Origin of the sequence: Mesorhizobium sp. M0701 (assembly GCF_040320365.1) — a bacterium.
Taxonomy (GTDB): Bacteria; Pseudomonadota; Alphaproteobacteria; order Rhizobiales; family Rhizobiaceae; genus Mesorhizobium.
Map to the genome: position 1 here is coordinate 419,079 of NZ_JAMYPO010000001.1, position 17,561 is coordinate 436,639.

At 62.6% G+C, this 17,561-nt stretch carries 17 protein-coding genes and 1 pseudogene; 10 read left to right on the forward strand and 8 right to left on the reverse strand.

Annotated elements, in window-relative coordinates; translation table 11 throughout:
- Positions 1–169 precede the first annotated feature (169 nt).
- The 7 genes from NKI24_RS02075 to NKI24_RS02105 all read right to left on the reverse strand — a co-directional run bounded on the left by NKI24_RS02075 (position 170) and on the right by NKI24_RS02105 (position 6,938).
- The gene (locus tag NKI24_RS02075) at positions 170–1,291 is read right to left on the reverse strand and encodes an ABC transporter ATP-binding protein (RefSeq protein WP_352448401.1); all 1,122 of its coding nucleotides are present in this window, start codon (positions 1,289–1,291) and stop codon (positions 170–172) included.
- A complete protein-coding gene (locus tag NKI24_RS02080; protein ID WP_352448402.1) occupies positions 1,291–2,394 on the reverse strand; it encodes an ABC transporter ATP-binding protein in 1,104 nt (367 codons plus the stop codon). Before NKI24_RS02080 ends, NKI24_RS02075 begins: the two co-directional genes overlap by 1 nt.
- Complete coding sequence (locus tag NKI24_RS02085; protein ID WP_023675179.1) at positions 2,391–2,612, reverse strand: hypothetical protein; 222 nt, start codon at positions 2,610–2,612, stop codon at positions 2,391–2,393. Before NKI24_RS02085 ends, NKI24_RS02080 begins: the two co-directional genes overlap by 4 nt.
- Positions 2,609–3,568, reverse strand: coding sequence for a carbohydrate ABC transporter permease (locus tag NKI24_RS02090; protein ID WP_352448403.1), 960 nt, complete (start codon positions 3,566–3,568; stop codon positions 2,609–2,611). The genes NKI24_RS02085 and NKI24_RS02090 overlap by 4 nt, the downstream gene beginning before the upstream one ends.
- 1 nt (position 3,569) lies before the next feature.
- Positions 3,570–4,475 carry a carbohydrate ABC transporter permease gene (locus NKI24_RS02095; protein WP_254816733.1) on the reverse strand — a complete coding sequence of 302 codons (906 nt, stop codon included), beginning with the start codon at positions 4,473–4,475 and terminating at the stop codon, positions 3,570–3,572.
- Between the two features lie 92 nt (positions 4,476–4,567).
- Positions 4,568–5,884 carry an ABC transporter substrate-binding protein gene (locus NKI24_RS02100; RefSeq protein ID WP_352743047.1) on the reverse strand — a complete coding sequence of 439 codons (1,317 nt, stop codon included), beginning with the start codon at positions 5,882–5,884 and terminating at the stop codon, positions 4,568–4,570.
- 358 nt (positions 5,885–6,242) lie between these two features.
- Complete coding sequence (locus NKI24_RS02105) at positions 6,243–6,938, reverse strand: TetR/AcrR family transcriptional regulator (protein ID WP_502901422.1); 696 nt, start codon at positions 6,936–6,938, stop codon at positions 6,243–6,245.
- A 109-nt stretch (positions 6,939–7,047) separates the two neighbouring features.
- Between NKI24_RS02105 and NKI24_RS02110 the strand changes: the two genes are divergently transcribed.
- The 3 genes from NKI24_RS02110 to NKI24_RS02120 are packed head-to-tail and all read left to right on the forward strand — an operon-like array spanning position 7,048 to position 9,541.
- Positions 7,048–8,244, forward strand: coding sequence for a Tm-1-like ATP-binding domain-containing protein (locus tag NKI24_RS02110; protein WP_352448405.1), 1,197 nt, complete (start codon positions 7,048–7,050; stop codon positions 8,242–8,244).
- 11 nt (positions 8,245–8,255) lie between these two features.
- Positions 8,256–9,095: a phosphoenolpyruvate hydrolase family protein gene (locus NKI24_RS02115; protein WP_352448406.1), complete on the forward strand. Its 840-nt coding sequence runs from the start codon at positions 8,256–8,258 to the stop codon at positions 9,093–9,095.
- A gap of 26 nt (positions 9,096–9,121) precedes the next feature.
- Positions 9,122–9,541 (forward strand): cupin domain-containing protein, encoded by a 420-nt coding sequence (locus NKI24_RS02120; RefSeq protein ID WP_352743050.1) that lies wholly within the window; start codon positions 9,122–9,124, stop codon positions 9,539–9,541.
- A 12-nt stretch (positions 9,542–9,553) separates the two neighbouring features.
- Here NKI24_RS02120 and NKI24_RS02125 read toward each other — a convergent pair whose 3' ends face one another.
- A complete protein-coding gene (locus NKI24_RS02125) occupies positions 9,554–10,741 on the reverse strand; it encodes a M24 family metallopeptidase (protein ID WP_352743052.1) in 1,188 nt (395 codons plus the stop codon).
- Positions 10,742–11,107: 366 nt separating this feature from the next.
- Between NKI24_RS02125 and NKI24_RS02130 the strand changes: the two genes are divergently transcribed.
- The 7 genes and pseudogenes from NKI24_RS02130 to NKI24_RS02160 form a co-directional block, all read left to right on the forward strand.
- Complete coding sequence (locus NKI24_RS02130; protein ID WP_352743054.1) at positions 11,108–12,718, forward strand: ABC transporter substrate-binding protein; 1,611 nt, start codon at positions 11,108–11,110, stop codon at positions 12,716–12,718.
- 287 nt (positions 12,719–13,005) lie between these two features.
- A complete protein-coding gene (locus NKI24_RS02135) occupies positions 13,006–13,992 on the forward strand; it encodes an ABC transporter permease (RefSeq protein WP_352743056.1) in 987 nt (328 codons plus the stop codon).
- On the forward strand, positions 13,989–14,819 hold the full coding sequence (locus tag NKI24_RS02140; RefSeq protein WP_352743058.1) for an ABC transporter permease: 831 nt from the start codon (positions 13,989–13,991) through the stop codon (positions 14,817–14,819). Before NKI24_RS02135 ends, NKI24_RS02140 begins: the two co-directional genes overlap by 4 nt.
- Positions 14,816–15,817, forward strand: coding sequence for an ABC transporter ATP-binding protein (locus NKI24_RS02145; protein ID WP_352743060.1), 1,002 nt, complete (start codon positions 14,816–14,818; stop codon positions 15,815–15,817). The genes NKI24_RS02140 and NKI24_RS02145 overlap by 4 nt, the downstream gene beginning before the upstream one ends.
- Entirely contained in the window at positions 15,814–16,605 is a 792-nt protein-coding gene (locus tag NKI24_RS02150) for an ATP-binding cassette domain-containing protein (RefSeq protein ID WP_352743062.1), read from the forward strand. Before NKI24_RS02145 ends, NKI24_RS02150 begins: the two co-directional genes overlap by 4 nt.
- Positions 16,602–17,108, forward strand: a complete 507-nt coding sequence (locus NKI24_RS02155; protein ID WP_352577383.1) for an L-2-amino-thiazoline-4-carboxylic acid hydrolase — start codon at positions 16,602–16,604, stop codon at positions 17,106–17,108. The genes NKI24_RS02150 and NKI24_RS02155 overlap by 4 nt, the downstream gene beginning before the upstream one ends.
- A 115-nt stretch (positions 17,109–17,223) precedes the next feature.
- A pseudogene (locus tag NKI24_RS02160) lies at positions 17,224–17,561 on the forward strand (IS630 family transposase); the annotation flags it as partial.

Below are 17,561 nucleotides of genomic sequence, written 5' to 3' on the forward strand. Positions count from 1 at the left end.
ATCGGAGCATCCGCATCCCCCGTACGGGGGATGACGGGAAGACTCGAGCATTTCGCAGCCAAGCGGAATCACGTGGCGTCGCACAAATGCGGCTAAAACACATGGATAGAGCGGCATGCACGGTTCACTTTGAACGTATCCCGCTCTAGCGCAGTAAAGACGCTTGTACTTAGCCGGCGTGACGCAGGCTTATTCCGCTGCCCTTGTCGAACAGCACCACCTTGTCCGGGTTCCAGGCAAAGCGCACCGGCTGCTCTATCTGGACGTCGGTCCTCGCAGGCACGGTGGCGCGCAGCATGGCGTCGCCGACCCGCAGCGTCAGGATCTTCTCGACGCCATGGTTCTCGACGTCATGGACCCGCGCCTCGACCGGCGCGCCGGTCTCGAGATAGACGTCCTCGGGACGAATACCGAAGACGAGCGGGCGACCGTCGGTCGCCGCGCCCGTCTTTAGCCCCCACGAAGTCTTGGCACCCCCCGAAGTCTTGGCACCCCCCGCAAACGGCAATTCGAAATTGAGCGGCGCCATCACCGCACGTCCGTTGACGAGCTTGCCGTCGATGAGGTTCATCGGCGGCGAGCCGACGAAGCTTGCCACGTAGGTGTCGCGCGGATTGTTATAGATCTCGTACGGCGTGCCGGTCTGTACGATGCGGCCATGGTTGAGCACGCCGACCTTGTCACCCATCGACATCGCCTCGATCTGATCATGCGTCACGAACAGGAAGGTGGCGCCAAGCTGCATCTGCAGGTTCTTCAATTCGGTGCGCAGCGCCTCGCGCAATTTGGCGTCGAGCGCCGACAACGGCTCGTCCATCAGGAATACCCGCGGCTTGCGCACGATGGCGCGACCGATCGAGACGCGCTGCATCTCGCCGCCTGAAAGCCTGTCGGTCTTGCGGTCGAGCAGATGCTCGATCCTCAGCGTCCTGGCCGCGCGGTCGACACGATCCTTGATCTCGGCATCGGGCAGCCGGCGGATCTTCGGCTTCAGCGGAAATTCGAGGTTCTGGCGCACCGTATAGCGCGGGTACAGCGAATATTGCTGCAGCACCAGCGCCACGTCACGCTCGGCCGCGCCCCAGTCGGCGACATCGACGCCGTCGATGAAGACCTGGCCTTCGCTCGGTTTTTCCAGGCCGGCAATCATGCGCAGCGTCGTCGTCTTGCCGGCGCCGGTCTCGCCAAGCAGGACGAAGAACTCGCCATCGGCGATGTCGAGATCGAGCCCGGTCAAGGCGGTGTGATTGCCGAATTTCTTCGAGATGTTCTTGAGCTGGATGTGGGCCATCAGAGTCTCACTCCCAGCGATTTGCCGCTCGCCGTGTCGAAGAAATGCGCCTGGCTGGGATCGATTCTGACGAAGACTCTTTCGCCGGGGCCGCCGATGAAGCCGCTCTTGGTGCGCGCACGCAGCATCTTGGAGCCGACCTTGAGGTCGACGATGTCGAAGGACCCGAGCGGCTCGACGATCTGCGTCTCCACCGGCAAGAATCCCTCGGCGGCTTCGCGGCGGACGAGGACGCCTTCCGGCCGGATGCCGAGCGCGAGTTGGCTGCCGGCATGGCCGTTGAGCTTCGACAGCAAGGCGCGCGGGAATTCGAAACCGGCGGCCGCATCGCCGACCGTGACCGAGGCCGATGAGGCTTTCTCGGTCACCGAAGCGTCGGCGACGTTCATCACCGGGCTGCCTACAAATTGCGCGACGAAAAGATTCGCCGGATGCGAATAGACCTCGTCCGGCGAGCCGACCTGCTGCAGCACACCTTCATGCATGATGACGATGCGGTCGGCGAGGCTCATCGCCTCGATCTGGTCGTGGGTGACGTAGATGCTGGTCGAGCCCTGCTTGATGTGCAGCCGCTTGATCTCGGCCCGCATCTCCTCGCGCAGCTTGGCATCGAGCGCCCCGATCGGCTCGTCCATCAGCATCGCCTTCGGCCGCCGCACCAAGGCTCGGCCGATCGCCACGCGCTGCATGTCGCCGCCCGACAGCGCCGACGGTTTCTTGGCGAGGAGATCGCTGATCTGCAGCTTCTTGGCGACCGAGCGAACCTCGCTGTCGATCTCGGCCTTGCTCTTGCGCGTCGCCCTGAGCGGAAAGGCGATGTTCTCATAGACGCTCATATGCGGATAGAGCGAGAACGACTGGAAGACCATGGCGATATCGCGATCGGCGGCCTTGAGGTGCTGGACCGGCTTGCCGTCGATGAGGATGTCGCCGCCGTCGATCGTCTCCAGCCCGGCAATCGCCCTGAGCGTCGTCGTCTTCCCGCAGCCCGACTGGCCGAGCAGCACGATGAACTCGTTGTCGTCGATCTTCAGGTTGAGGTCTTTGATGACCTGGACGGCGCCGAAATATTTCTGGACGCCTCGAAGCTCGATCTGGGTCAATGCTGTGCCCCCGGATTTGCCCCTTGCCCGGTGCCGGCCTTCTCCTCCGGCGCGATCTTGGAGGTGATGTTGAAGCCGATCAGGCCGATCAGGATGATGGTCACGCCATAGCTGTGCAGCAGCATGTTCCACGGCTGGCAGAGCGCGATGATACCGAGCACCATCAGCACCTGGCTGCCCGGTTCGAGATATTTCTGGTTGATGTCGCGAAAGCTCATTTGCGGATCGCTCCAAACGACATGCCGCGCAACAGGTGGTTGCGGAGCAGGAAGGTGAAGATCGCGACCGGCAGCAGGAACAGGAAGGTTCCGGCGGCAATCACCGTCCAGTCCGGCAGGCCGGAACCGATCTGGCTGGGGATGAAGGGCGGTGCTGTCTGGGCACGGCGGCTGGTCATGATCAGTGCGAAGGCATATTCGTTCCACGCCGTGATAAAGCAGAACACGGCGGTGGCGGCGATGCCGGTGGCGGCCTCGGGCAGCACGATCTTGAAGAAGGCCTCCATGCGCGTATAGCCGTCGACGAGGGCCGCCTCCTCATACTCCTTGGGGATCTCGTCCATGAAGCCTTTCATCAGCCACACCGAGAAGGACAGGTTGAAGGCGGTGTAAAGGATGATCAGGCCGATATGGGAATCGTTGAGGCCGACCGCCCGGTACATCAGGAACATCGGAATGGCGACGACCACCGGCGGCAGCATGCGTGTCGACAGGATGAAGAACAGTAGGTCCGCCTCGCCTTTTACCTTGAAGCGCGAGAACCCATAGGCGGTGAAGGTGCCCATGCCGACGGCCAGGACGGTCGAGGTTATGGCAACGATCAGTGAGTTCATGAAACGGCTCGGATAGCCCGACCACTGCACCTGGCCCTTGCCGTCGCGCACGATCTTTTCGCCCCCATTGAAGACGACGCGCTCCCACCACGGCGCAGCCGCGTACTCCTCCGGCGACGGCGGGCTGCGCAGCTGCGAACGCTTGGTGAACAACTTGACGAAGGGCGATATCTCCGGCTGGAAAACCACCGTCGGCGGAATGGTGGTGGCGAGGTTGCGCGGCTTGAACGCCGTCGAGGCGATCCAGTAGATCGGCGCCAGGAAGATGATCGTCACCAGCAGGACAGCGACGATGGCGACCCGGTTGAAGGTGATTTCGGAAGAAGTGCGGACTGCGGCCATCTCAGCGCTCCTTCACCTTGTTGAGGTATTTGACATAGATGTTGGTGATCGCCAGCACCATGATCAGCACGATGTAGGCGAGCGCGCAGGAACGCCCGGTCTGCCATTCCTGGAACGCCATCTTGTAGAGCCGGATCGAGATCAGCTCGGCCGTCGGCTGGCTGGTCAGGATGTAGGCGAGGTCGAAGGTCTTGAACGCCTCCATGGTGCGGAAGATGACCGCGATCATCAGGATCGGCGCAACCAGCGGCAGCGTTATGCGGAAGAAGGTGTAGAACGGCCCGGCCCTGTCGATCGCGGCTGCCTCGTAGAGATGCTTGGGCACGGCCGACAGGCCGGCCAGCGACAACAGCATGACGAAGGGCGACCACATCCAGATGTCGGTCAGCGCAACCGCATAGAGCGCCATTTTCGGATTCGACAGCCATTCGAAGGTGCCGAGGCCGAGCGCATAATTGATGATGCCGAAGGACGGATCGTAGAGCAGCTTCCAGAACAGGCCGACGACGGCCATCGACAGCATCATCGGCAACAACAGGAGCGTCGTCAGCAGGCCCTTGAGCGGAATGTCGCGATTGAGCAGCATGGCCACGCCGAAGCCGACGAGCAGCTGGCCGGCGACCGAGATGATGACGTATTTTGCGGTGATGGCGAAGTTGGACCAGACATAGGGATCGCTGAGCAGGTCGCGATAGTTTTGCAGCCCGACGAAATTCGCCGCCGCGCTGGTCGAGGCGCGGAAATCGGTGAACGAATAGCCCAGCGAATAGATCAGCGGGAAGATGTTAAAGACGATCAGAAACAGGATCGTCGGGATGATGAAGAGATTGCGGATCGAAATGTCGCTTAGACCGCGAGCGGCGGCCCGCGAGGACCTGTCCAGCGTGGTGATCATTGTGGTCGCCAAGACCCTGCTCCCAGTTCAGAAATCAGAAAGATTTCAAAAATCAGAAAAAGAAACGGAGGAGGCACGAACGCCCCCTCCGTGAAACTTCATACTTATTGGCCGCGGCCGTATTTCTTGAAGGTCGCGTTCCAGTCGGCTGCCAGTGCGTCCAGCGTCTCCTTGGCGGTGCCTTCGCCGCCGATCATGTAAGGATAGATGCGCTGGTTAAGCTGCTGCAGCAGTTCAGCGTATTCCGGAACCGCCCAGAAGTCCTTGACCTTGAACATGGTCTCGTAGAACGCCTTGTTGTAGGGCGTGGCGTTCTGGAATTCGGGCGAGTTGAGCACGGCGGCACTGCAGGTGTAGCCGCCAAGCGCTGCCCATTTCTTCTGGGTCTCGTCCTTGATGAACCATTCCAGGAACTTCGTCGCCTCTTCCTGCTTCTGCGAGTAGGAAACGATGGAGATGCCCTGACCGCCGAGTGCGGCGAACTGGTCGCCGCCAGGTCCGGCTGGATTGGCGAAGAAGCCGGTGTTCTTGGCGTTCGGGTTCGACGCCTCGTTGATCAACGAGGGGAAGAACGCGAAGTAGTTCATGCTCATCGCGGCCAGGTTTTCAGTGATCGCCTGGTTGTCCTCGACGAAGAACGACTTGGCCCAGCCCGGAGGCGTGAACTTGTAGAGTTCCTTGTAGGCGTCGAGCGCCGCGATCGCCTTGTCGGAGTTGATGAAGCCATCGACCTTGTAGGTCTTATAGTCACCCAGCTCGCCGCCAAAGGAGAACAGCGCGTTTTCGAAGCCCATCGCCATCGCGTCATAAGAATTGTCGGTGTAGATGGCGATGCCGTATTTTTTCTGGTCCGGCCGGTAGAAGAATTCGGCGATGTCGCGTAGCGCCTTGAAATCCTTCGGCACGTCGAGATCGTAGCCATACTTGGCCTTGAAGGCTTCCTTTTCCTTGGGGTCTTCGAACCAGTCCTTGCGATAGGACCAGCCGACGGCGTCGCCTTCGAGCGGAATGGCCCAGTACTTGCTGCTGCCGCCCGGATATTCGGCATAGTATTTCACCGTGGCCGGTGCCATCACTTCACCGACCTTGTGCTTGTTGAAGAAGTCGGTCAGGTCGACATAGTGGCCACCGGTCGAGCCAGCACCAAGCCATTGCGAGTCGCCGACGACCATATCGTAGGCGTCGCCATGGGCGTTGAACTCGGTGAAGGCCTTGGTCTGGAAGTCGGGCCACGGTGTGGTTTCCACCGTGATCTTGACGCCGGTCTCCTTCTCGTACTCGTTGCCGAGTTCCTGCAGGTAATTGGCCGGATCCCATTCCGCCCAGAAGATTGTAAGTTCCTTTTCCTGCGCGTAGACGGACGTTCCGCAGGCGAGCACTAGGCCGATACCAGCAAGCAAGCTGGTCATTGTCTTGCGCATAATGATTTCCTCCCTTGTGCGCATTCTACCGCGTCATGCGAGCCGGCGGCGAGGCCGGCCCTGGTAGTCCTCCCGTGACGGCACCGTTCCGGTTTTTGAGCCTCCTCGCTCGACCGAAACGGATCTCAGCCTTCACCTTTGATCCGCTTTATTTGTCCTGATCTGGTATTACCAATTTAAGAGGAACGTCAAGCCCTTTCTTGGGCGGTGGCGGACACGCAGACAAGTTGGCTTCTGCGATATCTGCCTGTTTTCCCTGAATTTTCCTACTCCTTGATACATGAATGCCTTACTTGGGCCGCTGCATCGCTAGTAGCATGAATAGCCAGGTTGAAAATCTGGTCGAACCAGATTGGCGTCATCTCACGGCGGTCGTCGGCGCGATCCCATCTCCTTCAATCATCGATTCGGTCATAGCCGCGCGCACAAGAGCGCCGGCCGCCCATTGCGCAACCGACATCATACTGCGGCTATCCAATCCCCATATATCCTTTAAAACGATCAGCACCTCAACACCGAAGATCAATGACAGCGCCTGCGCGAGCCGCTTGAATTCGCGCGGCGGCAACCGGCCTTTGAGTGGCGCGATCGCATCTTTCAAAAGATCGACGCGATGGCCGCGCGTGAAGGCAGGTTCGCCGTCAAGCGTGCCTGCCTGTCGCTGCGCCCACTGGTCGAGCGACAGTTTCAGCGCCGCCTTGAACGTCGCTTCGAAGACCTCGATGCGCGGCATGGCGGTCTCGAACAGCTCGGCGACCCGGCGCTCGGGATCGGCAGAGCTCGATTTCCACGTAAGGATCGGCCCAAGCCCCTCATCGACCACCGCCTGCACCAACGCCGCTTGGCTCGGAAAATACCGATAGGCGGTGGCGCGCGAGACCTCCGCTGCCTCCGCCACCTCGCTGACGGAGGGCGTGGCGCCCGCCTGCATCAGCTTTGTCGCCGTCTCAAGCATGAGACGCCTGGTGCGCGCGCGGGCCCCGCGCTCTACTTGGGGGTTCGGCCCTTGGCTGGCATCGTCGTCCATTGCCGCTTGTTGACGTGAGACATTCATGTCAATACGATACGCGTGTCTCAAAAAATTGCAATGGCCCTTCGCGCCGTCGAACGGCCGGGCAAAAAGGGGCGGCAGCGCCGAGCACGCCCAAGACCGGGGAAACGCGATGAAGCGCATCTATGTGGTGGGCACCGCCGACACCAAGGGCGAGGAACTCGCATTTCTGGCCGATGCGGTCGCGGCTACCGGCGCTTCGATTGCCCGTGTCGACATCGGAACACGCGGCGCGACCGTGCCGGTCGATGTTTCGGCAGACGAGGTCGCCAGCCACCATTCCGAGGGTCGCAATGCCGTGCTCGGCGTCGACGATCGCGGCACCGCGGTGGCGGCGATGGCTGCCGCCTTTGCCCGGTTTGTCCAGTCGCGCAGCGATATTGCCGGGATTATCGGCATTGGCGGCGGTGGCGGCACCTCGATCATCACCGCAGGCATGCGCACGCTGCCACTCGGTCTGCCCAAGATCATGGTTTCGACGTTGGCCTCGGGTGACACCGCGCCTTACGTCGACATCTCCGACATCGTCATGATGCCGTCGGTGACCGACATGGCCGGCCTCAACCGGCTTTCGCGTGTCGTGCTGCACAATGCCGCCCAGGCGATATCAGGCATGGCGACAAAGCCGGCGCCGCCGCCCGAGGGCAAACCGTCGCTCGGCCTCACCATGTTCGGCGTCACCACGCCATGCGTGACCGCGATCGCCGATGAGCTTCGTTCGACTTATGACTGCATGGTCTTTCATGCCACCGGCACCGGCGGCCGCACCATGGAAAAATTGGCCGACAGCGGCCTGTTGTCAGGCGTCATCGACATCACAACGACCGAAGTCTGCGACTTGGTGCTTGGCGGCGTGCTGCCGGCGACCGAAGATCGCTTTGGCGCCATCGCCCGCACCGGGCTGCCTTATGTGGGCTCGGTCGGCGCGCTCGACATGGTCAATTTCTGGGCGCCGCCGACAATTCCGGAACGCTATCGCGGCCGGCTGTTCTATGAGCACAATCCAAACGTCACACTGATGCGCACCACTGCCGACGAAAGCAGAACGATCGGCGAATGGATCGGTACAAGGCTGAGCCTCTGCCAGGGTCCGGTTCGTTTCCTCATTCCGGAGAAAGGCGTGTCGGCGCTCGACATTGAAGGCGGCGCCTTCTTCGACCCTGAAGCCGATGCCGCTTTGTTCGGGGCGATCGAGCGTACCATCAAACCGGCCAAAACGCGGCGCGTGCTGCGCCTGCCGCTTCATATCAACGACCCCGAATTCGCCTGGGCTGCCACGACGGCCTTCCTCGACATCGCCAGACAGTGAGACACCAAGACATGGCCGCCATACCGCGCAAGAAAATCCTGGAGAAATTCCGCAAGATGATCGCGGACGGCGTGCCGATCGTCGGCGGCGGTGCCGGCACCGGCCTGTCGGCCAAGGCAGAGGAAGCCGGCGGCATCGACCTGATCATCATCTACAATTCCGGCCGCTACCGCATGGCCGGGCGCGGCTCGGCCGCCGGCCTGCTCGCCTATGGCAACGCCAACGAGATCGTCAAGGAAATGGCCTACGAAGTGCTGCCGGTAGTGAAGAAGACGCCTGTGCTGGCCGGCGTCAACGGCACCGATCCCTTCGTCATCATGCCGCTGCTTTTGGCCGAGTTGAAGACGATGGGCTTTTCCGGTGTGCAGAACTTTCCGACCATCGGACTGTTCGACGGCCAGATGCGGCAGAGTTTTGAAGAAACCGGCATGGGCTTCGGGCTCGAGGTCGACATGATCGCCGAGGCTCACAAACTCGACCTGTTGACCACGCCCTATGTCTTCAACCCAGACGAGGCGCGCGCCATGACAACAGCTGGCGCCGACATCGTCGTCGCCCATATGGGGGTGACCACCGGCGGCTCGATTGGCGCGACATCGGCTAAATCGCTGGACGACTGTGTGAGCGAGATCGACGCCATCGCCAAAGCGGCACGCTCAGCGCGCGAGGATATGATCCTGCTTTGCCATGGCGGGCCGATCTCGATGCCGGACGACGCCAGATATATTCTCGAGCGCTGCAAGGGCCTGCACGGGTTCTATGGCGCCAGTTCGATGGAGCGGCTGCCGGCGGAAGCCTCAATCGCCAGGCAGACGGCGGATTTCAAGGCGGTCACGTTCGGCGCTGCGTAGAGACCAGCAAACAGAAGGGTGGAACGATGACCGACAACAGCAAGGTATTCGTATATCCAAAAGACGTCAGCGCCTTCGGCTTCGACTGGGGCAGGCTGTCGCTGACGGTCTCTCCCGAAGTGAACGGCGCAAAGCGATTTTCCGGTGGTGTCGTCGACCTACCGTCAGGCAAAGGCCATACGCGTCATAACCATCCGGGTGCGGAGGAGATCATCTTTGTCATCTCAGGCAATGGCGAGCAGATGGTCGAAGACGAGAAAGGCAACCCGGTCGTCGAGAAAGTCGGCCCCGGCTGCACCATCTATGTGCCGGAAAGCCGCTTCCACTCGACGCTCAATACCGGCGACGGGCCGATGCAGCTTTTCGTCGTCTATTCGCCGGCAGGGCCGGAACTGGCATTGCGGGAGTTGCCGGATTTCAGGTTGATGCCGCCGGGCGGGAAGTGAGATAGAAGGCGCCTAAGCCCCACCCCTGTTCCAGCCCCTGCCCCGATCGCCGAACATGACGTAACCGGCATCGGTCACCGCCACCGTGTCCTCCAGCTTGATGAAGCCGCGCGTCGGGTGGAGCATGGTCGTCTCGACCGAAAGCACCATGTTCTTCTCCAGCGGCTTTGCGGCATAGGTGCCTTCATAGGTCACCGGATGGTTGGTCATCAGGAACGGCGCTTCATGCGTGATCAGCCCCATGCCATGCGCGAAGAAATCAGTATAGGCCGCAACCTTGGATTTCTTCAGAACGCCTTCGGCATGAGAAATCATGTCACCGCCCAGCGTGCCCGCCTTGACCTTGGAGAAGGCCGCCTGCTGCACTGTCTCGATCTCGGCCAGCAGATCCTCGAGTTCGGCGTCAGGGTCGCCCAGCACGCCCATGCGGCAAAGATCGCCGATATAGCCGTGGTAGTTGCCGCCGGAATCGATCGACATCACCTCGCCCTTCCTCCACGCCTGCGGCGAGGCGGCGCGGTTGTGGCTGGAGCCTAGCGTCAACAGGCAATATTCGAAATGCGCGCCGCGATTGGTCTCCTCGCGCCTGAGCTGTTCGATGATCTCGCTCTTGGTCGTGCCTTCGCGTGCCCAGCCGATGGTCGCCAGCATGGAATCGGTGATCAGCTCAGAAGCGATGCGCAGCTTTTCCAGCTCCGCCTCGGTTTTGATTGCCCGCATGCGCTCCAGCATATCAGTCGCATCGATCAGCTTGGCATCCGGCAGCGCGTTGCGGATCAGGATATAGGCGTCGGACGGCAGGAAGGCGGGCTCGATGCCGATGCGGGCATTGCCCTTGCCGATCTTTCGCAAATGCTCGACCGCCAGATTGGCGGCATCGAGCGTACCCCAGCAGGCGGCATGCAGTGTCGGCGTCCAGAACGGATGATTCTGGTGCTCGCCGCCTTCCATGCGGTTGCCGATATAGGCGGCATGCTCCGGCCCACCTTTCTCATAGACGACGACAGGCAGATAACGGCTGTGGCCGATTGCATCCATGGCGGCGAAGAAGATGAACTTGTAGCCGCCAAGCAGATATTGCGTGTTGTGCTTGGAGGTGGCGAGCAGCACGTCGATGCCGGCCTCCTCCATCAGCTCGTCCACCCTGGCCTGGTCGAACGGCACGCTGCCGACGGCATTCTTGCCTGGGGCAATGTTCATGTCTCTCTCCCTGAAATTCCTTAGCCGGCCGCTCGCCGGCACCGGCTTTTCCGGCTCTGAACCTCGGCTATGCTTAAATCTGCATCATTTTGCCCGATCTGGTCCAGCCAGAACGGGCGAACCAGCCCTAAAAGCTGCTCCACCTGCTGCACTGTACTCCAGTCTGGTCCTGCTAGAACCGCGCGTCGAACCGTTTTCTGTACAACTGGTCCAGCGGACGGAAATTTCAAAGCCACGTAGAGATGCGCCAATTCCGTCTTTGGCGAAACCCCGCACAAGGCCCATAATCAGCTTTGCAGGATGCTTACGAGCGTCCGCGGGGTACGGCGGACCCGGCCGGGTCCGCGGAGAGGACGGAGTTCGATCATGCCAGAGTTCACCATTTCCAGACGTAGGATGCTGGCCGGTTCGGCATTGCTGTTGGCCTCCACCGCCATGCCGACGATCGGCTCGGCGCAGACGCCGAGAAAGGGCGGACGACTGGTTGTCGCCGCCGATTCCGAGCCGCGCAATCTCAATCCGGCGATTGTCGCCTCGAACGGCGTCTTCTTCATCTCGAGCAAGATCGTGGAAACCTTGGCCGAGGCCTCCTTCGGCGGCAAGGACGGGCTCGATCCGCGCCTGGCGCTCAGCTGGGAAGGTGCCGCCGACGGCCTGTCGGTGACGTTCAAACTGCGCGAGGGCGTCAAATGGCATGATGGGAAGCCATTCACCTCAGCCGATGTCGCCTTCTCGGCGCTGCAGGTCTGGAAGCCGCTGCAGAATCTCGGCCGCACCGTGTTCAAGGATCTGGAGGCGGTCGACACGCCGGACGAAACCACCGCCGTGTTCAAATTCGCCAAGCCGACACCGTTCCAGCTGATCCGCAACGCCTTGCCGGCGCTGAGCAGCGTGGTGCCCAAGCACATCTACGAGACCGGAAAGATCGAGGACAACCCGGCCAACAACGCCCCGATCGGCACCGGACCGTTCAAATTTGCCGAATACAAGCCCGGCGAATATTCCCGGCTGGAGAAGAACACCGATTATTGGGACAAGGACGAGCCCTATCTCGACGAGATCATCTATCAGGTGCTGCCGGACCGCACGTCGGCGGCCAGCGCCCTGGAAGCCGAAGAGATCCAGCTCGCCGCCTTCTCCGCCGTGCCCCTGGCCGATCTCGACCGCATCTCCAAAGTGCCCGGTGTCAAGGTGATCACCAAGGGTTATGAAGGGCTGACCTACCAGCTCGTCGTCGAGATCAATCATCGCCGCAAGGAGCTGGCCGACCTGAAAGTACGCCAGGCGATCGCTCACGCCATCGACAAGGATTTCGTCGTCAAGACGGTATTCCTTGGCTATGCCGCCACCGCCACTGGCCCGGTGCCGAAAAACGACCCGCAATTCTACACCGCCGACGTGCCGACCTACGCCTTCGACGTCGCCAAGGCCAACGCCTTGCTTGACGAGGCCGGCTACAGCCGGGGCGATGACGGCAAGCGCTTTTCACTGAGGTTGCTGCCGGCGCCCTACTTCAACGAAACCAAGCAGTTCGGCGACTATCTGCGCCAGGCGCTCGCCGCCATCGGCATCGACGCCCAGCTGGTCAACAACGACTCTGCCGCGCATATCAAGGCTGTCTACACCGACCACGCCTTCGACCTTGCAGTCGGGCCGCCGGTGTTCCGCGGCGATCCGGCGATCTCGACCACCATCCTGGTGCAGAGCGGCATTCCCGACGGCGTGCCCTTCTCCAACCAAGGTGGCTACAAGAATGCCGATCTCGACGCCCTGATCGCCAAGGCATCGGAGACGCTCGACACCGCCGCCCGCACCGAACTCTACAAGGAGTTCCAGAGAAAAGTTGCCGCCGACCTGCCACTGATCAACGTCGCCGAATGGAGTTTCATCAGCGTCGCCCGCGATACGGTCAACAACATCGCTAACAACCCGCGCTGGGCAGTATCGAACTGGGCGGACACTTGGCTGGCGGGGTAAGAAAGTCTCTCCAGACTTGCGTGCCGCTTGTGTGGGTGCTCAGCTTCAGCGATGAGAGCTTTTTCGCGCCCCCCTCTGTCCTGCCCTCTTTGCCATCACTTGGCATCTCCCCCACGAGCGGGGAGATCGGCTGTCATTGTCGCTTTCGCCAATCTCCAGCGTTGCAAGACGGCCGGCAACGCCGAAGCTGCCAATCTCCCTCCTTGTGGGGGAGATGTCCGGCAGGACAGAGGGGGGCGCCGTAGAGCGCGGCACCGAAGACTTGGCTCTCCTATCGGCGTTGCGCCATGACCCGCGCCGTCATCCTCCTTCGCCGCCGTCTCGTCGGCAGCATCTTCGTGCTGCTGATTGTCGTCATTGGCACCTTCCTGCTGCTCGAAGCCGCTCCCGGCGACGCGGTCGATGCCTATATCGTCTCGACCGGCGGCGACGCCGGCATGATCGAGCTGTTGCGTCACCGCTGGGGGCTCGACCAGTCTGAGCTGACGCGGCTGGCCAATTACCTTTGGGCGCTGCTGCATCTCGACCTTGGCCAGTCGGTCACCTTTTCGCGGCCGATCCGCGAAGTCGTCCTCGAGCGCCTGCCCAACACGCTTCTGTTGATGGGGAGCGCCACCGCGCTCTCCTTCGGCCTCGGCTCGGCGCTCGGCATCTATGCCGGCGCCAGACCCGGCAGCTTCCGTGATCGTTTCCTGTCCATCGGCTCGCTGGCGCTCTATGCCGTGCCGGGCTTCTGGCTCGGGCTTGTGCTGATCATTGTCTTCGCCGTCGACCTGCGCTGGTTTCCGATCGGCGGCATCGAGAGTATCGTCTCGGCCAGGACCGGCCTCGATCGCGCCGCCGATATCGCCCGCCATCTCGTCCTGCCGGTTTCGGCGCTCGGCTTCATTTATCTCGCGCTCTATCTGCGCATGACGCGCGCCGGCATGGCCGAGGTGTGGCGACAGGACTTTGTGCTGGCCGCCCGTGCCAGGGGACTTTCCCGCCGTCGCATCGTGCTCGCTCACGTCGCCCGTAACGCGCTGTTGCCGCTGGTCACCATGCTCGGCCTGCAATCCGCGCAGATGTTGGGCGGCAGCGTCGTCATCGAGAGCGTCTTTTCCGTCCCCGGCCTCGGCCGGCTGGCGCAGGAAGCAGTGGCCGCGCGGGATACCCCACTACTGCTCGGCATCATTCTCGTCAGCGCCGTCCTGGTCGTCATCATCAACCTTCTCGTCGACATCGCCTACGCCTTCCTCGATCCGCGCGTTGGGGCCAGTGGGGCCGGCGCGTGAGCCCGCTTCGCCGCTTTCTCCGGACCCCGGAAGCGATCGCCGGCGCGGTCATCCTGGCGGCGCTGTTTGCCATGGCTTTTGCCGCGCCTTTGTTGTTTCCCGGCGATCCGCAGGCGATTGCCGGACCGGCATTGCTGCCGCCCCTCCAGGACTGGTCGCTGCCGCTCGGCACCGACCGGCTCGGCCGCGACGTGCTAGCCGAGCTTCTCCACGGCGCCCGCACCTCGCTGGCGGTCGGGCTGGCAGCAGCAGCCGTCGCCCTTGCCGTCGGCGCCATAATCGGCACGTTGGCCGGCTTTGCTGGCGGCGTTGTCGACGAGATGCTGATGCGCATCGCCGACGCGTTCCAGACCGTGCCAGCCTTTCTGCTGGCTTTGGCTTTCGTCAGCATCGTCGGGCCGTCGCTCGGCGTCGTCGTCGCGGCGATCGCGCTTGGCGCCTGGACCGGACCGGCACGCGTGGCGCGGGCCGAAGTGCTGTCGATCCGCGAGCGCGATTTTGTTGCCGGCGCCCGCGTCATCGGCATGCATCCGTTGGAGATCGCCTTTCGCGAGGTGCTCCCCAATGCGCTGCCGCCGGTAATGGCTTTGTCGTCGGTGATCGTCGCCGCGGCGATTCTCACCGAAGCGGCATTGTCCTTTCTCGGCCTCGGCGATCCCAACCGGGTTACCTGGGGCGGCATGATCGCCGAAGGCCGCGCCGTGCTGCGCACCGCGCCCTTCCTGTCGATTATTCCGGGCGTAGCGCTCGTGCTCACCGTGCTCGGCGTCTATCTCGCCGGCGAAGGCGTCGTCGAGACCACGGCGATGAGGAGGAGCCTGTCGTGACGGCGCTTGCTTCGATCCGCAATCTGACGGTGACCTATCGCCGCGACGGCGCCGAGGTAGCGGCGCTGAAGAATGTCGGCTTCGACATCACCGCCGGCGAGCGCTTTGCCATCATCGGTGAAAGCGGTTCGGGCAAGAGCACGCTGGCGCTGGCCATTGCCGGGCTGCTGCCGGCCACCGCCAGGATCGAAGGCCGCATCGATTGGCTCTTGCGTCCGCCGCCAATGTTTCGTGCCAAGGCACCCCCCTCTGTCCTGCCGGACATCTCCCCCTCAAGGGGGGAGATCGGTAGTTTCGCAGCCGGTTCCTTTCCGCCAGCTTCGGTGATTGGCGAAGGCAGAGATGAAAGCGCAATCTCCCCCCTTGAGGGGGAGATGTCCGGCAGGACAGAGGGGGGCGCGACAGAGCGCCGACCATTCGTCATTGCGACAAGCCACACCCCCATCGGCGGCCGCGACATCGGCTTCGTTTTCCAGGACCCATCCGCCAGTCTCGACCCGGTGATGCCAATCGGCAAGCAGATCGCGGAAGTCGCGTGCACTCATCTCGGCCTCAGTTGGCGAGACGCCCATGCCAAGGCAAAAACCCTGCTCGAGCGCGTCCGCCTGCCCGATCCGGACGCTGCCCTCTGCGCCTTTCCACACCAGCTCTCGGGCGGCCAGAAGCAGCGTGTCGCCATCGCCGCGGCGATCGCGGCCGGTCCGAGATTGCTGATCGCCGACGAGGCGACCAGCGCGCTGGATACGATCGTGCAGGCCGAGATCGTCGGGCTGATCCGGCGACTGGTGGCCGAGGACGGTATGACGCTGCTGTTCATCAGCCACGACATTGCGCTGGCCGCTGAGCTGGCGGAGCGCATCGCGGTGTTCCGGCATGGCGAGCTGCTCGAGCTCGGTTCGACAGCCCAAATCGTCAATGCGCCGCGTCACGCATACACTCGTGTGCTGCTTGACGCTCATCTCGGCCTCGACGCCGAGCCGCTGTTGCGGCGAACATGACCGACCCGCTGCTCGCCGTTTCCGGCCTGACCAAACGATACAGTCGCGGCGGCAAGATCATCGCCGCGGTCGACAACGTTTCCTTCCACATCGACCCCGGCGAGACGCTGGCGCTGGCCGGACCTTCCGGCAGCGGCAAGTCGACGATAGCTCGTCTAGTGCTCCGGCTCATCGAAGTCGATACCGGCCGTATTGAATTTGAAGGCAGCGATTTCCTGTCGCTGAACGGCGCTGCCTTGCGCGGCCGGCGCGCCCGCCTTCAGATGGTGTTTCAGGATCCGCTCGCCGCCTTGAACCCACGCGCCACAGTCGCGCGTGTGCTCGACGACCCCTTGCGCATCCATCACATTGCCTCTGGCCCCGAGCGCGCGCGCCATATTGCAGCTCTGCTGGAACGCGTCGGCCTCAGCCCCGGTCTCGCCGGCCGCGCCATTCACGAAATTTCCGGCGGCCAACGCCAGCGCGTTGCAATCGCCCGCGCCATCGCCACGAAACCGTCGCTGGTCGTGCTCGACGAGGCCGTGTCGGCGCTCGATGTTTCGGTGCGCGCGCAGATCCTGCAGCTGCTGCTTGACCTTCAACGCGAGGAACGCATCGCCTATCTGTTCATTTCGCACGATCTCGGCGTCGTCCGTGCCATCGCCCACCGGGTCACTATTCTGGAAGCCGGGCGCATTGCCGAGAGCGGCGATGCGCGCAGCGTCATCGACGCGCCGCAATCCGCGATCGGCAAGGCGCTGGTGGCGGCAGCGCCAAGACTGTCAAGGATCGAACGGGACGCATCATGACCGACGCCGAAGCCCGAGCCGAAAAACTGTCGCGCGAACTCGATTCCGCCTTCCGCAACCGCGCCGATCTCTATCGTCTATTCCTCGACGAGCTAACCGCGGAGTTGGGCGCGGAAAAAGCCGAGGCGATCATGATCCGTATCATCGAACAACGCGGCAAGGAGGTTGCGGCGGCGGCCTTTGCCGATTTCGGCCCAAACGACGCACCGGCGATCGGCGAGGCGTTCCTCGCCGTCAGCCCGGATGGCGGCCGCATGTATCCGACCGACGTCGAACGCGGTCCGGACCGCATCGCCTTCAAGGTCAGGCGCTGTCCGCTGAAGGACGCCTGGGTCGAGGCCGGCGTCGGCGACGAGAAGCTCGCCACACTCTGCCGCATCGCCGGCGCCTTCGACCGCGGCCTGTTCGAGGCCACCGGAGTGCGCTTCGACAACGTCACCTGGACGCCGGGCCACGGTTCCGGCTGCTGCCACATCGCCTTGACCAACCGGGATGCCGGTTAGAGCTGCATCCATGCAGCACAGTTAGAGCGGTTCCTGATTTGACGGAATCGAAGGGGATTCCGGATCAGTCGGTTTTGTGATTCAAGATGCTGGCTGGAGTGGAGGCCAGCATCGGATGACGCGACCTCTTTCGGATGATCTTCGCGAACGTGTTGTAGCGGCGGTTTTGGGTGGCGAGAGCCGCCGGTCGGCCGCGAAACGGTTCGGCATTTCGGTTTCGGCGGCGGTGAAGTTGTTGCAGCGCCATCGGGCGACTGGCTCGGTTGCGCCTGGCAAGATGGGCGGACATCGCAAGAGGGTGCTGGAGCCGCACCGTGCCTTCATCGAGGCGCGTGTGCGTGAGACGCCGCATCTGACACTGCATGGTCTGAAGGATGAGTTGGCCGCACGCGGGGTCAAGGTCTCGCACAACGCGGTCTGGATGTTCTTGAGGCGCGAGGGCCTGAGCTTCAA

Coding starts and splice junctions, on each gene's coding strand:
- NKI24_RS02115 (WP_352448406.1), top strand. CDS start 8,256: ATGGCCGCCATACCGCGCAAGAAAATCCTGGAGAAATTCCGCAAGATG.
- NKI24_RS02150 (WP_352743062.1), top strand. CDS start 15,814: ATGACCGACCCGCTGCTCGCCGTTTCCGGCCTGACCAAACGATACAGT.
- NKI24_RS02120 (WP_352743050.1), top strand. CDS start 9,122: ATGACCGACAACAGCAAGGTATTCGTATATCCAAAAGACGTCAGCGCC.
- NKI24_RS02110 (WP_352448405.1), top strand. CDS start 7,048: ATGAAGCGCATCTATGTGGTGGGCACCGCCGACACCAAGGGCGAGGAA.
- NKI24_RS02135 (WP_352743056.1), top strand. CDS start 13,006: ATGACCCGCGCCGTCATCCTCCTTCGCCGCCGTCTCGTCGGCAGCATC.
- NKI24_RS02130 (WP_352743054.1), top strand. CDS start 11,108: ATGCCAGAGTTCACCATTTCCAGACGTAGGATGCTGGCCGGTTCGGCA.
- NKI24_RS02100 (WP_352743047.1), bottom strand. CDS start 5,884: ATGCGCAAGACAATGACCAGCTTGCTTGCTGGTATCGGCCTAGTGCTC.
- NKI24_RS02155 (WP_352577383.1), top strand. CDS start 16,602: ATGACCGACGCCGAAGCCCGAGCCGAAAAACTGTCGCGCGAACTCGAT.
- NKI24_RS02085 (WP_023675179.1), bottom strand. CDS start 2,612: ATGAGCTTTCGCGACATCAACCAGAAATATCTCGAACCGGGCAGCCAG.
- NKI24_RS02125 (WP_352743052.1), bottom strand. CDS start 10,741: ATGAACATTGCCCCAGGCAAGAATGCCGTCGGCAGCGTGCCGTTCGAC.
- NKI24_RS02105 (WP_502901422.1), bottom strand. CDS start 6,938: ATGAATGTCTCACGTCAACAAGCGGCAATGGACGACGATGCCAGCCAA.
- NKI24_RS02075 (WP_352448401.1), bottom strand. CDS start 1,291: ATGGCCCACATCCAGCTCAAGAACATCTCGAAGAAATTCGGCAATCAC.
- NKI24_RS02090 (WP_352448403.1), bottom strand. CDS start 3,568: ATGGCCGCAGTCCGCACTTCTTCCGAAATCACCTTCAACCGGGTCGCC.